The sequence below is a fragment of the Exiguobacterium sp. s80 genome (assembly GCF_018618725.1).
Classification (GTDB): Bacteria; Bacillota; Bacilli; order Exiguobacteriales; family Exiguobacteriaceae; genus Exiguobacterium_A; species Exiguobacterium_A oxidotolerans.
In genome coordinates this window covers 163,162-183,870 of the sequence record NZ_JACSMP010000004.1, presented here as the reverse complement: position 1 = coordinate 183,870, position 20,709 = coordinate 163,162, and the positions used below count along the sequence as shown (strand labels likewise).

Below are 20,709 nucleotides of genomic sequence, written 5' to 3'. Positions count from 1 at the left end.
TTCACATGACCATTGGATGGGGGAAAAGAGAATCATCAGGGGAATGTGACCCTCTTCACATTCTTAGTATATAAGAGCCCCGGATTTTTTTCTATAACTTTGTGCAAAAATTCACAGAGTTGTCACTCTCCGAGTAATGCTTCGAATTCATCCAACACACGTTCAAATTGACGTAATGCTGCTTCCACTGGTGCTTTTGTCGTCATATCGACACCTGCTGCCTTTAAGACTTCAATCGGATAATCACTTGATCCTGCTTTAAGGAAATTATTAATGTAACGATCAACAGCAGGTTGTCCTTCTTCTAAAATTTGCGTCGTCAATGCGGCAGCGGCTGAAATACCTGTCGCATACTGGTAGACATAATAATTGTAGTAGAAGTGAGGAATCCGTGCCCACTCAAGACCGATTTCTTCATCCAATACGATTCCGTCGCCAAAATATTTTTGGTTCAACGCATAATACGTTTTCGTCAGGAATTCTGGTGTCAACGATTGACCGAGTCGAGCCGCCTCGTGAATTTCATGTTCAAATTCTGCGAACATCGTCTGGCGGAACAACGTACCACGGAATGTTTCTAATTGATTGTTTAACAGATAAAGTTTCTCTTTTTTGTCTGTAACACGTTTCAGTAAGAAATCATTTAACAAAGCCTCATTTGTCGTCGAAGCTACTTCCGCTACAAAAATCGAATAATCACCATAAGCATATGGTTGTGATTGACGTGTATAGTAACTATGAACAGAATGTCCGAATTCATGTGCCAATGTAAAGAGGTTGTTGACGTTATCTTGCCAATTCATCAAGATAAACGGTTGTGTATCATATGCGCCAGAAGAATAGGCACCACTGCGCTTACCACGTGTCTCGCGAACATCGACCCATCGATCTGTCAAACCTTCTTCTAAGATATGCTTGTACTCATCTCCAAGTGGTGCCAATCCATCGACCATCAATTGTTTCGCTTCATCGTAAGAGACTTTCATTTCGACTTCGCTAACGAGCGGTGTATACATGTCATACATATGAAGCTCTTCTAATCCGAGTACACGTTTACGAAGTTCAACGTAACGATGTAACAATGGGAGATGTTCATGGACCGCTTCTACTAATCCATCATACACTTGCTCCGGAATGGCATTTCCATGTAATGCAGACTCACGCGCCGACTTGAACTGTCGCACTTCCGCATAAAAATTATCTTTTTTGACTGATCCTGCAAGTGTCGACGCGAGCGTGTTTGTATAGTTGCCGTATGTTTCGTACATCGCCTTGAACGCTGCCTCGCGGACTGAACGGTCTTTCGACTCCATGAATGTAATGAATCGACCATGTGTCAATTCCGCCTCTTGCCCGTCTTCCCCTTTGATTTTAGGGAATTTCAAGTCAGCATTATTCAACATACCGAACGTCGTTCCAGATTGCCCTAATACTTCCCCTGCTTTAGCAAGAATTGCTTCTTCAGCTTCAGTTAATACATGGTCGCGTTCTCGATTAAGTTCATCAAACGCATGACGATACATCGCAAGATCCGGATTGCGATCTAAAAATCCCGTAATCGTTTCAACTGGAATCGTCAACAGTTCTGGTGTCATGAAAGCTAGTGCAGCTCCAATCTGCGAAGCGAGCGTCCGCGCACGGTCATTCATCGCTTGATAGAAGCTATCAGCCGTATTTTCGTCATAACGCATATGCGCGTATGTATAAAGCTTATGCAGACGTCGTGAAATTTCATCACGTAACTGTAAACCTTCAAAAAGCGTTGTATCATCTTTTCCAAGTCGCCCTTTGTAATCAATCATCAAAGGTAACATCGCTTTGACAGATTCAAAATCCTCTTCCCATGCTTCATTCGTTTCATAAATTGATTCTAAGTTCCACGTTTCTTCTACCGTGACATCTTTTCGTGTCAATAGTTCTGCCATTTCAATCACTCCCTTACTTCATTTATACCTGTTTCTTTTTCGACAAACAACTGAATTGCTCCTGCTAAAACAGCGTCTTCTTTAAAACGGTTTACAGTTGTAGCAATACTAGATTGCTGACATATGCGTGCGACAGCTAGTAAATTCATCCAATCCTCTACCACACGTCGAAGCAGATTCGGCTCATGAGAAATCCGGCATGCGTCGAGACAGGAGACTAACGCATGTTCAAGTCGGATTTTCGAGTAGTTTCCTTGTAAGGATAAATAAAGTGTCATTTGAAGTTCAAAAGGATGGAGTGGAAAGGCGAGAAGTGTTTCGATGGGTAAAAAACAGTGGGCTGGAAGGTATAAAACATGCAGACCTGCTTGATAGAGTGGATTTTTGAGTAGATGATTTGGCATCGTCGAGAAGAAAGGACGTAGTCGGTATTTCCGCACAAGTTGAATCCATTTTTTCGCAGAAAATTTCCGGGGAAATGCTTGGGGGGTAGGTCTAATAAATTGTGTGAAAGAAGTTTCTAGTCGTTGACAAATCACTAAGTGTTTCGTAAAAGGGACAGCAAAACCATAGCGGTTAATTTTTCCCTGTTCGATTAAATCGAGATAACCATCCGTCAATAATGCTTGTTTCATCCACCCGTCTAACTTAATGATGCATCCGCCTGTTGGATGAAAGCCAATCCAGCGCACAGCATATGCTTTTTGTTGATCAATCGTTCGTCGTCGATTCCACTCCAACGCGGTCATCTTCGATCGTTGGATTTCTACCGCTATCCGGAGTGCAGGGATCCACAAGTCAAATCGACGTTGCCCTTGAACTTGTTCTAAAGCGACGTCATAACCTAAGCTACGAAAGTATTCCGCTAAAGTCGTTTTCCAACCTTGATGTGCACTCGACTCTCCCGTACATGCTGAGACATGAACAAAATGCGTTCGCTTTCGTCCCTGCCTGACCCGTAATCGGTTCAGGCAATAAGGACAATACAACGTCATTTGCTTTAATTGTTCGACTTGTACGAGATGGATATTGATTCGGCGACCTGTTTCATCAACGGCTTCAAACATGACAGCACCCCTTTAGAGTAAAGGTGAGAATAGACGTGAAACTGACTCAATCAAGCGTTGCGAAAAACTGCGCTGACTGAAGTAATGGCGATCAACTTGAGTCGAATGCGAAAAATCATCATAAAAATCCCGGGTCAGTTCGTGAACGGAATTTGTACCATACAAGAAGGCATTGACTTCAAAGTTTAGATGAAAACTTCTTAAATCCATATTCGCCGTTCCGATGGTTGCAATCGCATCATCGACGACAATGACTTTGGAATGCATGAATCCTTTATTGTATTCGTAGATTTTAACGCCTGCTTGGAGTAAATCGTCGAAATACGAGCGACTCGCATAAAAAACAACTTTATGATCCGGAAAACTCGGCAAGAGAATTCGAACATCGATTCCGGACATCGCTGCTGTTTTTAATGCTGTCATCAAGTCCTCGTCCGGAATCAAGTACGGTGAAGCAATGTAGACCGAACTTCGTGCTTCCGTAATCAATGCGAAGTAAAGCGACTTCATGGTCTCTTGCGGTTCGTCCGGTCCACTGGCGATGATTTGAACGCCCCCTGTTGCATCCGTGACCACTTCGAGCGGCTCCATGTAGAAAGGTGTGAACAGACGCTCTCCTGTCATGTAGTACCAATCCTGTAAAAATATCAATTGGAGCTCTGACACAGCCTCTCCACGAACGACAAGATGCGTATCTCGCCAAAATCCGAATGCTTTATCTTTCCCGATGTATTCATTTCCGACATTGATTCCGCCTGTAAATGCGACCGTTCCATCAATAACAACGATTTTACGGTGGTTTCGATAATTGGATTTGCTGGAGATGAAGGGAAGGACGACAGGGAAAAAGGCATGCACTTCAATGCCAGCCTGAATCATCTTTTTAAAGTAACTTTTGTCAGTAGAGAAACAACCGACTGCGTCATATAAGAAACGAACCTCGACCCCAGCCTCAGCACGTTCAATCAAAGCGGCTTGTAACTCGAGGGCTAACGCATCATCGCGGACAATATAGTACTCTAAGTGAATATGGTGCTCCGCTTGACGGATTTCAGCGAGCAAGAGCGGAAATTTCTCCTCTCCGTTAGTCAATATCTTCGTATGTGTATTATACGATATTGGAAGCCGGCTGATGGAATCGATAAGTTTGACAACCTTTGCATAATATCCATGTTTGAACACTCGATTGTGTATACCATGATCAAATTGGGTACGATATTTAATGTATGACTCTTCATCAAGCATCGCTTTTAAGCGAAACATTTTTTTACGGCGATAGTTCTGACCGAACGTGAAATAGACGAACACGCCTACGACGGGCAACGCCATCATGACAAGCGCCCAGACTAAAGTCCGTTCGGGATTTCGATTTTCAAGTAAGATGATGATGAAGACACTTAAAACGATTAAGATGATGACGATTGATAACCAACCGACCATGTAGACACTCCAGTAGTAAGACAAAAACGCCAGTAAGCTACAGGTCAACAGTAACGTCATCAGCAGTTGAACACGTCGTAACATGAAATCCCCTCCTCTTTCTTTTTATTATGTATCAAGTTTTTCGACTCTATTATCAGAAGGGAAGTATTCGAATGAAAACTTACATCGTAACGGGCGCGACTGGTGGAATCGGGGAAGCGACCACCCTCCAACTTGCAAAAGAAGGACATACCGTTCTTGCCTTAGGGAGAAATACCGAAAAAGGAACGGTACTCGAACAACATGGACAAGGCAACATTCATTTCTTCCAGGTCGATCTTGCTAAACCACCAGAGATTCAGCAGTTCTTCGATGACACCGCGACTGACTTTCCAACCATCGATGGCATTTTTAACAATGCCGGAACTTTTGGAAAACCTGTCGCACCTGAACGCGTAACAGATGCCCAACAAGAAGTATTCCAAGTCAATTATCATGCACCTGAACAAATCATTCAACTCGCTGTCAAACGATTTTCCAAAGGGGCTTCAATCGTTAACAATAGCGCAATCGTCGGACATGTCAAATTCCCGGCGATGCTCTTACCTTATGCGTCTTCAAAAAGTGCTCTTATCACCCTTACGAAAACTTACGCGGCCCGGTTTCATGGAAAGTATCGTTTTAATGCGATCTGCCCCGGCCCCGTCGATACAGCATTAAGCCATTCCTTATACGGTGGGAAAGACAAGTTTGACTTGGCAATGAAACATCACCTTCGCGGGAACGCAGCACAGCCGGCTGAAATTGCAGAAGTCGTCTGTTTTTTATTGTCGGATAAAGCTAGTTATATCAATGGCCAATCATTAATCGTCGATGGTGGATATACATTGACGTGATGCTAACAAAAAAAGGACTGCTCCCTTTTTCTATAGGAGCAGTCCTTTTAACGTGACATTTGTATTTAGTTCGTAAAGTGCTTACGGACGACAGCAAAAACATCGTCGGCAATGATGGTTTTACCATACTCTGCGACCGGATGAATCGTTTGTTCGCTAAATTGCAAGTACTCGGCAATCAAACTCATCACGTTTTCTTGTTCTTCCACTTCCACTTCGTCTTTAAAATGGACGTGGAGCAAGTAGGCACCATCTTTTTGATAGAGCGCTGTTTTCAAATCTTTGAAGACCGGTGCTTCTGCATATTGGCTAAGAGCAATAACATGCTCAAAATCCGTCGTTTCAAATAATACGTCTTGGCTGAGTTCTGTTTCTTTATCTTCTGCCTCAGACATTGCTGAACGGAGTAATGAATCCAACTCTTCTTCATCCACTTGTTCGCCATCAACTGTTGTTTTAGCGATTGTAACCGTCACTTCAAGACCTTTTTCAAATGCTTGAACTTGTATCCATAGTGGACCTTCGAAGGAGATGGACTCTTTTTCATTCGCTTCATCCATCATCTGCCAGAATAACTGTTCTCCACGCTCACGGTTATACCAAATCTCGTCTCGGGCAAAGCCGCGGCGTTCGATATCCGTATACGTAATGAAGAACTTGACCGTGTTGTCATTGACGCGTTCGATTTTCAATATGTCCACTCCTTTCATCTCGCTCTTATCTAGTATACGAACGAGCACATAACATGGATTCAAAAAGAACCCCTTTTTAACCATATAGGGTATATTCCTTTGTTATCTTTATTTTAACCTTTTTTGACGGTAACAAAAAGCACACTGCTCACGGAAGCAGCGCGCTGGTTAAAATTTATTCGTTTACCAAGCGTTGCGCTTCCATCAATTGGAAAGTGCGAACTTTACGTGGTAAGAAACGGCGAATTTCATCCTCATTATATCCAACTTGGAGTCGTTTTTCGTCAATCAAAATCGGACGACGTAACAATCCAGGATATTCTTGAATTAAATCATAAAGATGTTGCAGCGACAAGTTCTCGACTGAAACGTCTAATTTAGAAAAGACTTTTGAACGTGTCGAGATAATCTCATCTGTTCCATCTTCCGTCATACGAAGAATTTGTTTGATTTCATCAAGCGACAATGGTTCCGAAAAAATATTTCGTTCCACAAATGGGATTTCATGTTCTTCAAGCCACGCGCGCGCTTTACGACAAGAAGTACAGCTTGGTGAAGTATAGAGTGTTACCATTGAAAAACATCCTCCCCCTGATTTACATCATGTCTGAACTATAAAAAGGAACGTATCCTTTTCCTAATTATTAATGATGATTCTATTACTTGACAGTTTACATTGAATTTCAAATAAAACCTAGCTATTTTTTAAGATGAAAGAACTTTTTCGTAAAAAAACTCGCTGGAGCCACGAGATGGCTTCAGCAAGCTGGCGTGTGATCAAAAGGTTGAGAAATCGTTTCTTTTGCTTTCGGGAGTTTCATTTCTTTTAATTTCTTTTCGAAAATATCCCGCAAAAGTCGTTTTTTCAACTTTTTCTTCTTATCACGTTCTTTCATAACTCCGACACCTCACTCGGTCCGAAAAAAGAACAAGCAACCAACGAAAGCTGAATTATCATCTTCTACATTAATTAGTATACCACGTTTGCCTAAATTCTATTCCTACTTCGGTTAATTAAATGTGTGAGATTGTTGCGTTCATTTAAGCAGAGAGTTGCAATTACTTGCAAATTCACGTAGAGTATATAGAAATACTTACTCGTTGAAAGGAGCATTTCAGTTATGCCAGTTACTTTAGTTACAATTATCGAACACCCGATTGCCCAAAAATATTTAGAGCGTTCTGGGCTCAATCATGCGATTTCCGTTGCGGAACGGGCATTGACGCTTGCGACACAGCGTGGTCTTGATGCTGATTCGGCGACAAAAGCAGCACTGCTTCATGACATCGGCCATTATGAATGGTATACGGATGGAACATGGAATTATGATCTTTACCGTCAAAATGATATTCATGCGATTAAAGGAGCAGAACGTGCCCATAAGTTATTAATTCGTTTAGGGGAAGAGCCGGCACGCGCAAAAGAAATCTCGCTTGCCGTCCTCTTACACACGGATTCATATCTCCCACCAGGTACAATTAACCGGACCCCACTCCAACAACTCGTCCACGATGCCGATACGTTAGAAGAGCAACCGGGTGGTTTGCATCATTATGAGAAAATCCCCTTTGATGAAGCCGTCAAACGTCTTGATGCATTAGATTCAGTTGTCCATCGCTTTAGTAACCTTCCACGAATCGCTTCCGAAAACTAAAAAAAGGCATTCCTGAACGATTCAGGAATGCTTTTTTTATTAGACGAGTTGTGCTTGATACGCTTCAAGCTCAGCATCCGTCATCGAGACGTAATGTCCCGGCTCGATTTCACGAAGTGCAGGGATACTCGAATCTTCACTCGATTTACCAACGGCTCCGCCTGTCGGGCGATCATAGACAATCCGTTTACGTGTCCGTTCGTGCTCTGGATCCGGTAGCGGGATTGCAGATAAGAGCGACTTCGTATACGCATGAACTGGGTTCTCGTACAAACGATCCGCATCACATAACTCAACAAGGTGACCTTGATACATAACACCAATCCGGTCCGAAATATATTTAACCATCGAAAGATCGTGGGCGATGAATAAATACGTCAAACTGCGATCACGTTGTAATTGTTTCATCAAGTTGACGACCTGTGCTTGGATGGAAACGTCAAGTGCCGAGATCGGCTCATCGGCAATGATGAAGTCCGGTTCTACTGCTAGTGCACGTGCGATCCCAATCCGTTGACGCTGACCACCAGAGAATTCGTGGGGGTAACGACTCGCGTGTTCTTTCGTCAAACCTACTGTTTCTAACAAGTCGTAGACACGGTTATCTCGCTCTTCTTTTGATTTCGCAAGTCCGTGGATATCAATTCCTTCTGCGATGATATCTCCGACTGTCATCCGTGGATTTAGAGATGCGTAAGGATCTTGGAAAATCATTTGCATCGCACGGTTGAACTTCAATTTTTCTTTACGTGATTTCTTCGCATGGACATTCTCACCTTTGAACAAGACTTCCCCGTCTGTCGCATCGTAAAGTCCGATAATCGAACGACCCGTCGTCGATTTGCCGCAACCTGACTCTCCAACAAGACCAAGTACTTCTCCTTCATAAATATCAAATGAAAGTCCGTCTACTGCTTTGACGACACGTCCTCGTCCAATATTGAAATGTTGCTTTAGATTTTTTACTTCAAGTAATTTATTACGGTTTTCCATTACTTAAGACCGCCTTTCAAAAGCGACTTCGCAAATGTACTATCTGGACGATATTTCAGTGCGAGGTCACGGATGGCTGCTGGTGGTTCTACGTAAGGAGCTTGTGGATGTAACAACCACGTTGCTGCTTCGTGTGTATCAGTGATACGGAAGAACGGAGGTTCTTTCTCGAAATCAATTTTCATCGCATATTGATTACGTGGTGCGAATGCATCACCTGTAGGCGGATGAAGCAAGTTCGGTGGCGTACCCGGAATCGCCGGTAAGTCCTGCGAACGGTCATCTGAAGGGCGTGGCATCGATCCGAGAAGTCCCCATGTGTACGGGTGGCGTGGTTCATAGAAAATCTCATCAACCGTACCTTTTTCAATCAATTTCCCAGCATACATAACAGCTACGCGGTCGGCCATGTTCGCCACGACACCGAGATCATGCGTGATGAAGATGATTGCTGTACCTGTTTTTTGTTGAATGTCTTTTAAGAGCTCTAAAATCTGAGCTTGAATCGTAACGTCGAGTGCTGTCGTCGGCTCATCGGCAATCAAAACTTTCGGGTTACATGCTAACGCAATCGCGATAACGATCCGTTGACGCATCCCACCTGATAATTGGTGTGGATATTGTTTTAAACGTGCTTCCGGATTCGGAATCCCTACGAGCGTCAATAATTCGAGCGTCCGTTTTTTTGCGGCATCCCCTGTCAAGCCTTGGTGACGTTTCAAACCTTCTGCAATCTGTTTGTAAATTGTCATCGTCGGGTTGAGTGATGTCATCGGATCCTGGAAGATCATTGCGATGTCACGACCACGAACTTTTTGCATTTCCTTGTCCGACAACTTGACTAAGTCACGGTCTTCGAAAATAATCTCACCATTCGTGATCTCACCAGGAGGATTCGGAATCAGTCGCATGATTGCTTTTGATGTAACCGACTTTCCTGAACCAGATTCACCAACGATTGCAAGTGTTTCACCTTTTTTTAAATCAAACGATACGCCACGGACGGCTTGTACCGTCCCGGCATACGTATGGAAAGCGACGGTTAGGTCGCGTACAGATAAAATAGTTTCCATTGTGGATGAACTCCTCTCTAATTTCCGTTAGCGGCGTAGACGTGGGTCAAACGCATCCCGTAATCCATCGGCCAACATGTTAAAGCTGATCATTAGGAGTACGATGACCGTCGATGGCACGACAAGCAAGTAAGGGAACGTCTTCAATTCTTTGTACCCTTCGTTGATCAATGTACCAAGGGACGGTTTCGGTGGAGCGAGACCAAGTCCAATGAAGCTAAGGAACGCTTCGAAGAAAATCGCACTAGGAATCGTGAACATAAGTGAGATGATAATAATTCCAAGAGTATTTGGAATCAAATGCTTAAAGATTAAACGTGAGCTAGAAGCCCCAAGCGTACGTGCTGCGAGTACAAATTCCTGATTCTTAAGTTTCAAGATTTGTCCTCGAACGAGTCGACTCATCCCAATCCATCCGGTGATGGTCATCGCCAAGATAATCGTCGTGATCCCCGGTTCAAGAATCAAGATGAACAGAATGATTAAGATTAAGTTCGGAATCCCGGTCAGGATTTCCGTAATACGTTGCATGATGTTATCAACACGACCGCCATAGTAAGCAGAAAGTCCACCATATGTGACACCGATGATGACATCGATGATTGCAGCCATGACACCAATAAAGAGTGAAACGCGTGTACCTTCCCAGACACGTGACCAAGAGTCACGTCCGAGATGATCCGTTCCGAACCAGTAGTTTTCTGTTACTTGTTTTTGCTCGTAAAAATCAATTTCTTTATCACCTAATGTTGCCATACCATCAAATCCGGCCCACTCAAGCCCTGTTACTTTTGGTGGTAGCTTCGCTTGCGTGATTGTTTGCGTGTAAGCATCGCGCCCTGAAATCATCGGTCCGAAGATTGAAAGTAACGCAATGATAAGAATGATGATGAGCGAAAGAATCGCTGCTTTATTTCGAATAAGACGCGTCCAGGCATCTTGCCAGAAATTTAAACTTTTTCCGGCGATACGCTCTCCGGCTTGTTCGTTGAACTCAACCGTTTGAAACAGTGACGAATCGAATTGTTCCGTTTTTGCATTTGAATTTTGCTCTGCCATTATTCATTACCCCCCAAACGAATCCGTGGATCAACGACACCGTACAGTAAGTCGACGATCAAAATCATAAGGATGAAGACCGCTGAGAAGAACAGTGTTGTTCCCATGATGACTGTATAGTCATTTAGCGTGATTGATGATACGAACAACTCACCAAGACCCGGTACAGCAAAGATTCTTTCAATGACGAGTGTTCCTGTGATTAAGGCAGCAGTCATCGGTCCAAGAATCGTAATTGCTGGAATCAAGGCATTACGCACCATGTGTTTCCACGTGATCGATTGTCCATCTAGTCCTTTTGCCTTAGCAAGCGTGACATAATCCTGTCCTGTTACCTCGAGCATCTCCGTTCGAACAAAACGAGCGATGGAGGCAGTAACTCCTAAGGACAAGGAAATTGTAGGCAAAATCGTATGTGCTGGGCTTTCCCAGAAGGCGACCGGCAAAATGCCCCATTTCACTCCTACGTAGTATTGAAGAAGCGAAGCAAATACGAACGACGGTATTGAAATACCGAGTACTGATGCAAACATCGCACCGTAATCAATCGCTGTGTTATGACGTAGTGCCGCAACGACACCAAGTAAAAGACCTGCAAAGACACCGAGTATAAGTGCTTGTGCTCCTAATTGAGCTGACGGTCCGATCCGTTCCATGATTAAATCTGTAACAGGACGGCTATCATATTTAAATGATACTCCTAAGTCACCTTGGAACAAGTTAACCATGTACGCTGCGTAGCGTTGTGGAAGTGGATCATTCAAGTTGTACTTATCCCGAAGGATATTCAATTGCTCAGGAGAAAGCTTTTCCTGGTTTTGGAACGGTGAACCTGGTAACAGATCCATCAAGAAGAACGTGAATGAAGCGATGAGTAAAAACGTCAGTACGCCGTAAGTAAGGCGTTGAGCTAAATAACGGCCCATAGATGGCACCCCCTATAAAGATTTTTCTGTTTTTTTCGAAAACATCAATAAAACCAGTATGACGTAAAATTGTCGGAACATTCAAGAATTTTGTTGTAAAATTTTAAATTCTTTTTTGTCCCAACCTGATATGATGCCCCCCCATGATCACTGTTTTTTCACAGTTAACCAATATTTCAGAATTTTTCGTTTGATTCCATTATACTTTGCTAACAAAGTAATTAGAACATCTTTTTTACAAATAGTTCACATTTCGTTTAGAAATGATTACACATTCAGAAAAAGTAGTATAAAACAGGAGCGTTCCCTGAACCTAATTCGGGACGCTCCAGTTTTTTTACTTCATATCAACATATTTGTATTGGAAATCCGCACCAAACAATTGGCGTTTGAAGTTTTCAACTGTCGGACGGCTCAAGTAAGCTGCACCTGCTTGATACAATGGCGCAATTGCTTGATCTTTCTCGATCAATTGGGCTTCCGCTTGCTTGAACAAGTCGAGACGTTTCGTAACATCTGCTTCTTTATTGGCAGCATTCAACAACTTATCATATGCTGATGAGTCGTAATTAACATCGTTTTGACTATTTGTTGATTCAAAGATCGACAAATTCGACATTGGATCTTGGTAATCAGGACCCCAAAGTGAATACGACATTTGGTAGTCACCTTTAGACTCTAAATCGAGTTTGTTCTTGAATGGCTGTTGTTTGATTGAAACTGTCACGTTCGGCAAGTTTCTTTCAATTTGACCTTTCATGTACTCACTTGTCTTTTTAGAGTCTTCGCTGTCGAACGATAATAGTTCAATCGTTGTTTTCTTATCGCCATTTGCTTTTTTCCAAAGATCAGCTGCTTCGTTCCCATCACGATCGAACCAGTTAATGTCACTCGTATAGTCTTTTCCAGCTTCATCTTTAATGAAGTCTTTTGGAATGAAGCTTGTTGTTGGAATCGAACCATTCGCAAGTAACGTTTCCGTGATGCCTTTAGGATCAATTGCGCGAGCGATCGCTTTGCGGGCATTGACATCTTTCATCGTCGCATCTTCGTTATTGAACTTCAAATAAGCGATCGTAGAACGTAATGCCGTATTGAATTCAGGTTTCGATTCATAAACAGCAACTTGTTCAGATGTTAAGCCAGCATAATCGATGTCATTCGATTCATACAGGTTAGTGACCGTTGACGAATCTTTAACGACACGAATCGTTACTTCGTCAAGACTGACGGCATCTTTATCCCAGTAGTTTTCATTCTTAGTCAAGACACGTTTTGAATCTGTTTTCCAAGATGTCCAAACGAATGGTCCGTTGTATAACAATTTATCCGGTTGAAGTGAAAAGTCTTTTTCGTTCTTTTTATAAAAATCTTCACTAATCGGTGTATATGTTCCAAATGACGTCAGTGACAAGAAGTACGGCGATGGACGCTCAAGTGTTACTTCAAGCGTTTTATCATCAAGTGCTTTGACTCCTAATTCATCAACTGGTTTTTTCCCTTGTGAGACAGCTGCACCATTTTTGACAGTATCAAAGATATAGGCATATCCTGAACCTGTTTCTGGATCAACTGCACGTTTCCAAGCAAATTCAAAATCTTGTGCTTTGACTGGAGAACCATCAGACCATTTCGATTCACGAAGTGTAAACGTGTACGTGAGGTTATCACTCGAGATATCTGTTTTTTCGGCTAGTGCAGGAATCGCCTTACCTTCTTTGTCTAACCGGTAGAGTCCTTCCATCGTGTTCCCAATCATATCAAATGCGACTGAATCCGTTGCTTTAGCCGGGTCGACCGTCGTAATATCGGACGTACTCGTTAAGCGCAAGTTTTTCTTGTCTGAAGAACCTGAATCTTTATCTCCGCTCGTCGAACATCCTGCAAGGACTACACTCCCTGCTAGCATGACTGATAACGCGAGACCGACAGTTTTTTTCTTCATCGGTGAGTCATCTCCTTTTCAATTTTCAAGTTGCCATAAACAGTTATGACATCAATAACGTTGGATCGAATCCACATGCATTCCCCAAAATGCATTGACCTGGTTTCGAAAATTCAAACGAAGTGATAAGTTGATTTTATGTGAGAATAACAATAACGTCAAGTGAATAGTCACACTATTTGCTGTTTTAAGATATATAACCGTAATAAATTCGTAACTTTCGGGAGCATTGCGTATAATGAATTCATAATCCATATTAAGGGGGACTACTATGCGTTTTCACTTGTTTCGTCCGATTTTAATCGCTTTAATTTTATCGATTATTTACACCATTTGGGCGAGTTTCACGGATTCAACCCATTCTTTTTTTTATCACTTTTCGGGTGGGTTATTTATCTCAGGATTCATCTTAATGGCAATCGGATTATTTTCTAACATGTCTGCAAATGGATTTTTTAGAGGACTGACTGCCGGGTTCAAAAAACAACGTGAGGCAAGATTACGAGAAATCGATGGTGAGTATCACGAGGACGAGGATGAAGAGCACGAAGTGTATGAAGAAAAGCGGAAACGTTCTTTAAACCGGACAGGGCCATACTTGTCTAGCGGCTTATTGTGCATTGTTTTCTCATTGCTTTTATCATTCGTTTAAACGAATTTTTCGTGACGCTAGACAATGGTCTATGGTAAAATCTTGTTAAGTTACATGTATAATAACACGGTGAAGAAGAGTAGTACATCGAGTCGTCACTTTAAGAGAGTCCATGGTTGGTGTGAATGGATAGTGGATGCAGATGGAATGGACTTCGGAGTGGCTGACTTGAACAGTGAAGTAGAGTCAGACGGGATTGCCCGTTACAGCAGTTTAGAGCGGCTATTATCATAGCAACTTGGGTGGCAACGCGATGACTCGTCCCTTGATTATTCAAGGGACGAGTCATCTTTTTTTATTCTATTTTCGGAGGGAAACGATTATGAAAACGATTTTTTCAGGTATTAAACCAACCGGTACAGTCACGCTAGGAAACTACATTGGGGCGATGAAGCATTTTGTCAACTTACAAGATGAGCATGATGCCTATTATTGTATCGTCGATCTCCATTCGATCACAGTCGAGATTGACCGTGTCGAGTTGATGAACAATACACGTGCCCTCGCTGCACTGTATATTGCAAGTGGTCTCGACCCAGAAAAAGCGACGATTTTCGTCCAATCAGAAGTCAAAGCACACGCGCAGCTCGGATGGATGTTAACGTGCCTAGCAGGTATGGGTGAACTTGAACGCATGACGCAATATAAAGATAAATCACAAGGAAAAGAGCGGATTGGCGCAGGTCTCTTCGTCTATCCGACGTTAATGGCCTCTGACATCCTTTTATATGATGCGGAACTCGTCCCTGTCGGTGAAGATCAAAAACAACACATCGAGTTGACACGCGACTTAGCACAACGATTCAATAGCCGGTACTATGAGACCTTTAAAATGCCTGAGCCAGTCATCGCAGAAACAGGTGCTCGTATCATGAGTTTGACGACACCAGAGAAAAAAATGTCTAAAACAGATACGAATCCAAAAGGCTACATCACGATGCTCGATGAACCAGCTAGTATCCGTAAAAAAATTAAGTCGGCCGTGACGGATTCGGAAGGAATTGTTAAGTTCGATCGGGAAAACAAACCGGGTGTCTCAAACTTACTCGAAATCTATTCACTACTCGCTAATATCTCCATCGCCGAGCTCGAAGCGAAATACGAAGGTTCAAATTATGGCGTGTTCAAAGCAGATGTTGCTGAAGCAATCATTGCCGAGCTCGAGCCGATTCAAAAGCGCTATTATGAGTTAATCGATTCAGAAGAACTCGATGTCATTTTAGATCAAGGCCGTGAAAAAGCTGACCTCGTCGCTTCTCGTAAACTTGCTAAAGTAGAAAAAGCCATGGGGCTCCAACGCAAACGTGCTAAAGTCAAAAAATAATCAATTCTTTCATTAAAAAAGGTCCCGTGCTCTTTGTGTAAAGAGTATGGGACCTTTTGTCAAAAAAAGAGAGCATCTCTACACTAGAGACGCTCTCTTGACATTTTATTTACCTTCGATCGAAGCCCATTTGTAAGAGAAGTCTGCGCCGAAGTTATGCTCGACAACACCTTTTACGTATGGTTTAACGAGGAACGCACGTCCACGTTGATAAACAGGTGAGATTCCCGCAGAATCAAGAAGGATTTTCTCTGCTTCTTGAAGCTCAGACCAACGTTTTGCTGCATCCGTTTGTGTTTGTGCATCTTTGATGAGTTTGTCGTACTCTGGATCTGACCAGTCACCACGGTTATATGGTCCATCAGTCAAGAAGAGATCGAGGAACGTCATTGGATCTTGATAGTCAGGACCCCAGCCTGCGAATGAGAATTCGAAGTCGCCTTTGTTTTCAAGATCAAGTTTGTTTTTGAACGGTTGTTGCTTGATTGTGACTTTCATACCTGGAAGGTTCTTTTCAAGCTCGCCTTTCAAGAACTCACCGATTTTCTTCGCATCATCACTATCATAGTTAAGAAGCTCAAGTTCGACTGAATCTTTGCCGATTTCTTTTAAGCCCTCTTCCCAAAGTTTTTTCGCTTCATCCGCATTGAACTCGTTGAATGTTGGATACTTTTCACGGAAGTCTTTTCCGTCAGCATCTTTCGCGAAGTCTTTTGGTACAAGATAGTTTGCTGGAAGTGATCCGTTTGCAAGGATGACATCCGTGATTCCTTTTTTGTTATATCCCATGTCGATCGCACGGCGAATTTTTTCATTTTCGAGTGCTTCAACTTTCGTATTCAAGTAAAGGTAGAAGATTGTTGATTCACCTTTAGTTTCAAATTCTTTATTATCTTGATACTGAGCTACGAATTCAGATGAAAGACCTGTACGGTCGATCGTCCCTTTTTCGTAAAGGTTAACAGCAGTCGAAATTTCTTTTACGACCTTAACATTGATCGTGTCTAATTTGACGCTATCTTTATCCCAGTAGTTATCGTTTTTAACCATTTTCCAGCCTTGTTCACGTGTCCATTCTGTTAACTTGAATGGTCCATTGTAAAGTGATTTGTCAGCTGTCGTACCGAAGCCCTTACCGATTTCTTTCGAAAGTTCTTCCGATTTCGGCATGAATGGACCGAATCCAGTCAATCCGAGGAAGTAATCTGCAGGTGATTTTAATTTTACTTCGAACGTTTTATCATCAACTGCTTTAACGCCTACCGCGTCACGCTCGCCTTTTTTCGTGTTGTATTCTTCAGCACCTTCGATGTTGTAGAATACGTACGCATATTGCGATGCGTTTTCTGGGTTAAGCACTTCTTTCCAAGCGTACTCGAAGTCTTTTGCAGTGATTGGTGTACCATCAGACCAGTTAGCATCACGTAGCTTGAACGTGTACGTCAATTTGTCGTCAGAAACCGTATGGCTTTCTGCAATACCTGGTGTTGGCTGTTGCTTGTCATCCAAACGGTAAAGACCTTCCATCGTGTTGTTCAAGACGTTGAAAGAAACAGCGTCCGTAGAAGTTGTTGGGTTAAGCGTCGGGATATCCGCGCTTTCGATCAGGTTAAGCGTCTGCTCACTTGATTTTTTGTCCGAACCGTTATCGCCCGATGAATCATTTGAATCAGTCGTCGAACAAGCAGCAAGGAATGCGCTTGATACGAGCGCTACCGAGGTAGCGAGTGCAAAACTTTTCTTTTTCATGATACGATGACCCCCCTAAAATTTCCAAAGCTAGTAATCTAAAGTTTTTGTCCGAAAAAAAGTAGTACTTTTTGGCCGAACAAAACTCTCCGTTACAAATAGTTTACAATGTTCTGATAATTTTGCAAAGCTTTTATCCGATTTTTCTAAATATTTTTTCAAAAAAATAAGAAGGACATGGGTGCATCCCATGTCCTTCCTTAATTGATTAATTCGATTTCTTTACTGTTCGAAGCAAATATTCAGGTCCATAAATTGGCACCGTCAAGCCGTTTATCCCTTCTTTTACCAACATATTTTCCGTTGTCTGATAAAGTGGAATAATGACCGCATCTTTTTCAATCAATTTTTTTTCAGCAGTTCGATAACCTACAGTTTTTTCTTTTATTGTCTTTACATTTCTTGTTTCTTTAATCAATTTGTCATATTCTTTTGAATTGTAATTTACTTTATTCAAAGGATTATCGGATACGAATTGATTTAAATATGCGAGAGGACCTGGGTAGTCAGGCATCCAGCCTGTCAGCGTCATGGAAAAATCACCAGATTGTTCAAGGCGTATTTTATCTTCGATATCTACATTTTTAGTAACAATATCGATTCCAGGCAGCTGCTTTTCAAGAATTTTTTCAATTGTTTTCCCTAGCTCCAATGCTTTTTGATCATCAAAATTCAACAATTCAACCTTCACTTTTTTCTTAGTTGCCTGTTTCCACTTTGTCGTTGTTTGCTCTTGAGGTGGAGAAATCCAGTCACTCGCCGTTACTACAAAACGATTCGTCGGTTTCCCTGATAATCCGAGCGGCAAGTTCAGTGTTTGTTGATTCATCAGTGTAGAAGAGATGGCTTGACGGGCATTTCGACTTTTAAATAATGGGTCGTTCATATTAAAGGCCAGATAAAAGACTCCGCTCCGACTTTTTTGATAAGTAGGCTCGTCCCCCATCAAAAGATTTGTATCAAATCCTTCAATTAATGGCAACATGTCTGCCTGATCATTTCGATATGCTGTCACCTGATCTGACATACTTTTAGCGGTGATACTTTTGACGGTATCGAGCTGAACCACAGTCGCTTGATGATAATGATCATTTTTTTCAAGCATGTAGGATGCCTTTTTCATCTCACGCATTTTAAATGGACCATTTTCATTCAAATCCGACCATTCGCTTACTTCAGGTTGTGGATAAAAGACAGACATGGCCAGTAATTGTGATAAATCCGAAACCGGCTGATTTAATTCAATGATTAGCGTTGATTTTCCTTCTGCTCTAACACCAAGTTTATTCGGTGGGAGTTCGCCATCATTGACTTGTCGTCCATTTTTAAAAACTTCAAATAAAAAACCATATGGTGAATTTGTCTCATTTGAAGCAACACGTTGAAAACTATCAACAAAATCTTGCGCTTCGACTGGCGTACCGTCAACGAACTTTGTTTCTTTTAGTTCAATCGTGTACGTCAAGCCGTTATCCGAAACAGTCATCGTTCGGGCGAGACCTTTTCGGACAGATGGACCGCCAGTAAACACAAATAGTCCTTCATATAATTGTGCAAGCAACGTTTGTGAACAATTATCTGTTGCCTGTGCAATATCCGGTACTCGTGGCATCGATGACTCAATGATTGTCATATGCTGTTGTTGCTTTTTTGTAGAGGCTTCCTCTGTTGTGTTTTGTTGAAACACAACGAATCCACTAATGATTACTCCGATTACTAAAAACATTAAAACAAACAGTTTAAATTGCTTAGACATATTTTTCCCCTTTTATTTTTAAAGTGACTCTATTATTCAAACAGAATTCAACCAAAAAAGCGACCTTACTGTCTTATTGACAGTAGGTCGCTCCAGGCTGTAGACAAAGTGTTATCAAGAGATAAAGCATTTTTTTCGTTGCTTTCCTCGGGCGTTGCGCAAGCTGTTGCTCCTTGGATCCTAGCGGCCAACGAGCAGGGTCTTGCCTGCCCCTGAAAGTGCGTTAAACACGCACTTCTTCCCGTAGGAGTCAACGAAATATGACACTTTTTAGGTAATACTATGACGGAAAACCGGGCATGCAGGCGGTTTAGAGCGCAATCCTTCAAGAATTATGCTTGCTGGTACCGCTTAAAGACGAGTGATGCATTGTGCCCACCAAAACCGAGCGAATTGCTTACTGCATACTCGACGTCCCATGCTCTGCTACCTTCACGAACGTAATCTAAATTACAGCCTTCGCTTGGTTGTTCGAGATGAATCGTCGGGTGAACCGTTTGTTCTTGCAACGACTTGATTGTTGCAATCGCCTCGACGCCACCTGCACCACCGAGTAAATGACCGATCATTGATTTCGTCGAGTTCACAGCGAGTTTCGCTGCATGTTCTCCGAAGACCGTATGAATGGCTTTCGTTTCCAGAACATCATTCATCGGCGTACTCGTACCATGCGCATTGATATATTGAACAGCAGTTGGCTCGATGTTCGCATCTTGAATCGCCATCGCCATCGCACGTGCGCCTCCATCACCATCCGGATCTGGAGCAGTAATATGATACGCATCTGCAGTCAGACCGTATCCACTGACCTCTGCGTAGATTTTTGCTCCACGAGCAATCGCGTGATCGTATTCTTCAAGGACGAGAATGCCTGCCCCTTCTCCCATGACAAATCCATCGCGTCCCTCATCGAATGGACGGCTCGCTGTATTCGGGTCATGATTTGTCGACATCGCTTTGTTCGCACAAAAACCGGCGAACGCTAAGTTCGTGATTGGTGCTTCCGCCCCACCGGCAATCATGACATCCGCATCACCACGTTCGATTACGCGTAACGCTTCACCGATTGCATTCGTACCTGAAGCACAGGCAGTGACAGAACAGTTATTTGGACCTTTCGCTCCTGTATAAATCGAAACTTGACCACTAGCCATATTCGGAATCATCATTGGAATGAAGAACGGGCTGACACGACGATGTCCGCGCTCAAAGTAGATTTTCGCTTGTTTTTCAATCGTCTCCACGCCACCAATCCCTGAACCAATCCATACGCCTGTACGTTCAGCATTCGACTTGACATCAAGTCCTGCATCTTTGACAGCTTCCATGCTTGCGACCAGTGAATAGTGAACAAATCGATCCATCTTGCGTGCTTCTTTTGCTTCGATGAATTCTGTAATATCAAACCCTTGTAACTCACCCGTCACTTTTGTTGGATACTCATCGATATCAAGTCGCTCCATCGGACGAATCCCGTTTTCACCTGCTTTTAATGCATTCCAAAATGTATCCACATCATTTCCAATCGGTGTTAGTGCACCCATACCAGTAACTACTACTCGTTTTCTCGTCATC

Annotated in this window: 18 protein-coding genes and 1 other annotated feature; of the genes, 4 read left to right on the top strand and 14 right to left on the bottom strand. The window is 42.6% G+C overall.

The window, feature by feature from the left end; translation table 11 throughout:
* Positions 1-122: 122 nt before the first annotated feature.
* The 3 genes from pepF to cls are packed head-to-tail and all read right to left on the bottom strand — an operon-like array spanning position 123 to position 4,516.
* On the bottom strand, positions 123-1,925 hold the full coding sequence (pepF, locus tag KNP94_RS10035; protein ID WP_088837490.1) for an oligoendopeptidase F: 1,803 nt from the start codon (positions 1,923-1,925) through the stop codon (positions 123-125).
* A gap of 5 nt (positions 1,926-1,930) precedes the next feature.
* The gene (locus KNP94_RS10030; RefSeq protein ID WP_088837491.1) at positions 1,931-2,992 is read right to left on the bottom strand and encodes a competence protein CoiA family protein; all 1,062 of its coding nucleotides are present in this window, start codon (positions 2,990-2,992) and stop codon (positions 1,931-1,933) included.
* Between the two features lie 12 nt (positions 2,993-3,004).
* The gene (cls, locus tag KNP94_RS10025; RefSeq protein WP_088837492.1) at positions 3,005-4,516 is read right to left on the bottom strand and encodes a cardiolipin synthase; all 1,512 of its coding nucleotides are present in this window, start codon (positions 4,514-4,516) and stop codon (positions 3,005-3,007) included.
* 71 nt (positions 4,517-4,587) lie between these two features.
* Between cls and KNP94_RS10020 the strand changes: the two genes are divergently transcribed.
* Complete coding sequence (locus KNP94_RS10020; RefSeq protein WP_214766456.1) at positions 4,588-5,310, top strand: SDR family NAD(P)-dependent oxidoreductase; 723 nt, start codon at positions 4,588-4,590, stop codon at positions 5,308-5,310.
* Positions 5,311-5,375: 65 nt separating this feature from the next.
* On the opposite strand, the gene mecA is transcribed toward KNP94_RS10020, so the two are convergent.
* The 3 genes from mecA to KNP94_RS10005 all read right to left on the bottom strand — a co-directional run bounded on the left by mecA (position 5,376) and on the right by KNP94_RS10005 (position 6,898).
* Entirely contained in the window at positions 5,376-6,002 is a 627-nt protein-coding gene (gene mecA / locus KNP94_RS10015) for an adaptor protein MecA (protein WP_088837494.1), read from the bottom strand.
* 175 nt (positions 6,003-6,177) lie between these two features.
* On the bottom strand, positions 6,178-6,576 hold the full coding sequence (gene spxA, locus KNP94_RS10010; RefSeq protein WP_029330996.1) for a transcriptional regulator SpxA: 399 nt from the start codon (positions 6,574-6,576) through the stop codon (positions 6,178-6,180).
* A 184-nt stretch (positions 6,577-6,760) separates the two neighbouring features.
* The gene (locus KNP94_RS10005) at positions 6,761-6,898 is read right to left on the bottom strand and encodes a hypothetical protein (protein ID WP_167331086.1); all 138 of its coding nucleotides are present in this window, start codon (positions 6,896-6,898) and stop codon (positions 6,761-6,763) included.
* A 225-nt stretch (positions 6,899-7,123) separates the two neighbouring features.
* Between KNP94_RS10005 and KNP94_RS10000 the strand changes: the two genes are divergently transcribed.
* Complete coding sequence (locus KNP94_RS10000) at positions 7,124-7,657, top strand: HD domain-containing protein (protein ID WP_029330997.1); 534 nt, start codon at positions 7,124-7,126, stop codon at positions 7,655-7,657.
* Positions 7,658-7,696: 39 nt separating this feature from the next.
* On the opposite strand, the gene KNP94_RS09995 is transcribed toward KNP94_RS10000, so the two are convergent.
* The 5 genes from KNP94_RS09995 to KNP94_RS09975 all read right to left on the bottom strand — a co-directional run bounded on the left by KNP94_RS09995 (position 7,697) and on the right by KNP94_RS09975 (position 13,653).
* Complete coding sequence (locus KNP94_RS09995) at positions 7,697-8,650, bottom strand: ABC transporter ATP-binding protein (RefSeq protein WP_029330998.1); 954 nt, start codon at positions 8,648-8,650, stop codon at positions 7,697-7,699.
* Entirely contained in the window at positions 8,650-9,723 is a 1,074-nt protein-coding gene (locus tag KNP94_RS09990) for an ABC transporter ATP-binding protein (protein ID WP_159173523.1), read from the bottom strand. Before KNP94_RS09990 ends, KNP94_RS09995 begins: the two co-directional genes overlap by 1 nt.
* Before the next feature lie 27 nt (positions 9,724-9,750).
* Complete coding sequence (gene opp3C / locus KNP94_RS09985) at positions 9,751-10,782, bottom strand: oligopeptide ABC transporter permease (RefSeq protein ID WP_088837496.1); 1,032 nt, start codon at positions 10,780-10,782, stop codon at positions 9,751-9,753.
* Positions 10,782-11,708 carry an oligopeptide ABC transporter permease gene (gene opp3b, locus KNP94_RS09980; protein ID WP_088837497.1) on the bottom strand — a complete coding sequence of 309 codons (927 nt, stop codon included), beginning with the start codon at positions 11,706-11,708 and terminating at the stop codon, positions 10,782-10,784. Before opp3b ends, opp3C begins: the two co-directional genes overlap by 1 nt.
* Positions 11,709-12,045: 337 nt before the next feature.
* Positions 12,046-13,653, bottom strand: coding sequence for a peptide ABC transporter substrate-binding protein (locus tag KNP94_RS09975; RefSeq protein ID WP_088837498.1), 1,608 nt, complete (start codon positions 13,651-13,653; stop codon positions 12,046-12,048).
* A gap of 271 nt (positions 13,654-13,924) precedes the next feature.
* Between KNP94_RS09975 and KNP94_RS09970 the strand changes: the two genes are divergently transcribed.
* Both KNP94_RS09970 and trpS read left to right on the top strand, forming a co-directional pair.
* On the top strand, positions 13,925-14,305 hold the full coding sequence (locus KNP94_RS09970; RefSeq protein ID WP_088837499.1) for a DUF3899 domain-containing protein: 381 nt from the start codon (positions 13,925-13,927) through the stop codon (positions 14,303-14,305).
* A gap of 60 nt (positions 14,306-14,365) precedes the next feature.
* Positions 14,366-14,574, top strand: a binding site (T-box leader).
* 50 nt (positions 14,575-14,624) lie between these two features.
* Complete coding sequence (trpS, locus tag KNP94_RS09965; protein WP_239456910.1) at positions 14,625-15,629, top strand: tryptophan--tRNA ligase; 1,005 nt, start codon at positions 14,625-14,627, stop codon at positions 15,627-15,629.
* Between the two features lie 105 nt (positions 15,630-15,734).
* On the opposite strand, the gene KNP94_RS09960 is transcribed toward trpS, so the two are convergent.
* From KNP94_RS09960 to fabF, 3 genes are all read right to left on the bottom strand, one after another.
* Entirely contained in the window at positions 15,735-17,378 is a 1,644-nt protein-coding gene (locus KNP94_RS09960; RefSeq protein ID WP_088837501.1) for a peptide ABC transporter substrate-binding protein, read from the bottom strand.
* Positions 17,379-17,586: 208 nt separating this feature from the next.
* Entirely contained in the window at positions 17,587-19,134 is a 1,548-nt protein-coding gene (locus KNP94_RS09955; protein ID WP_215115617.1) for a peptide ABC transporter substrate-binding protein, read from the bottom strand.
* Positions 19,135-19,466: 332 nt separating this feature from the next.
* Positions 19,467-20,708, bottom strand: a complete 1,242-nt coding sequence (gene fabF / locus KNP94_RS09950) for a beta-ketoacyl-ACP synthase II (RefSeq protein ID WP_088837503.1) — start codon at positions 20,706-20,708, stop codon at positions 19,467-19,469.
* Position 20,709: the final 1 nt, after the last annotated feature.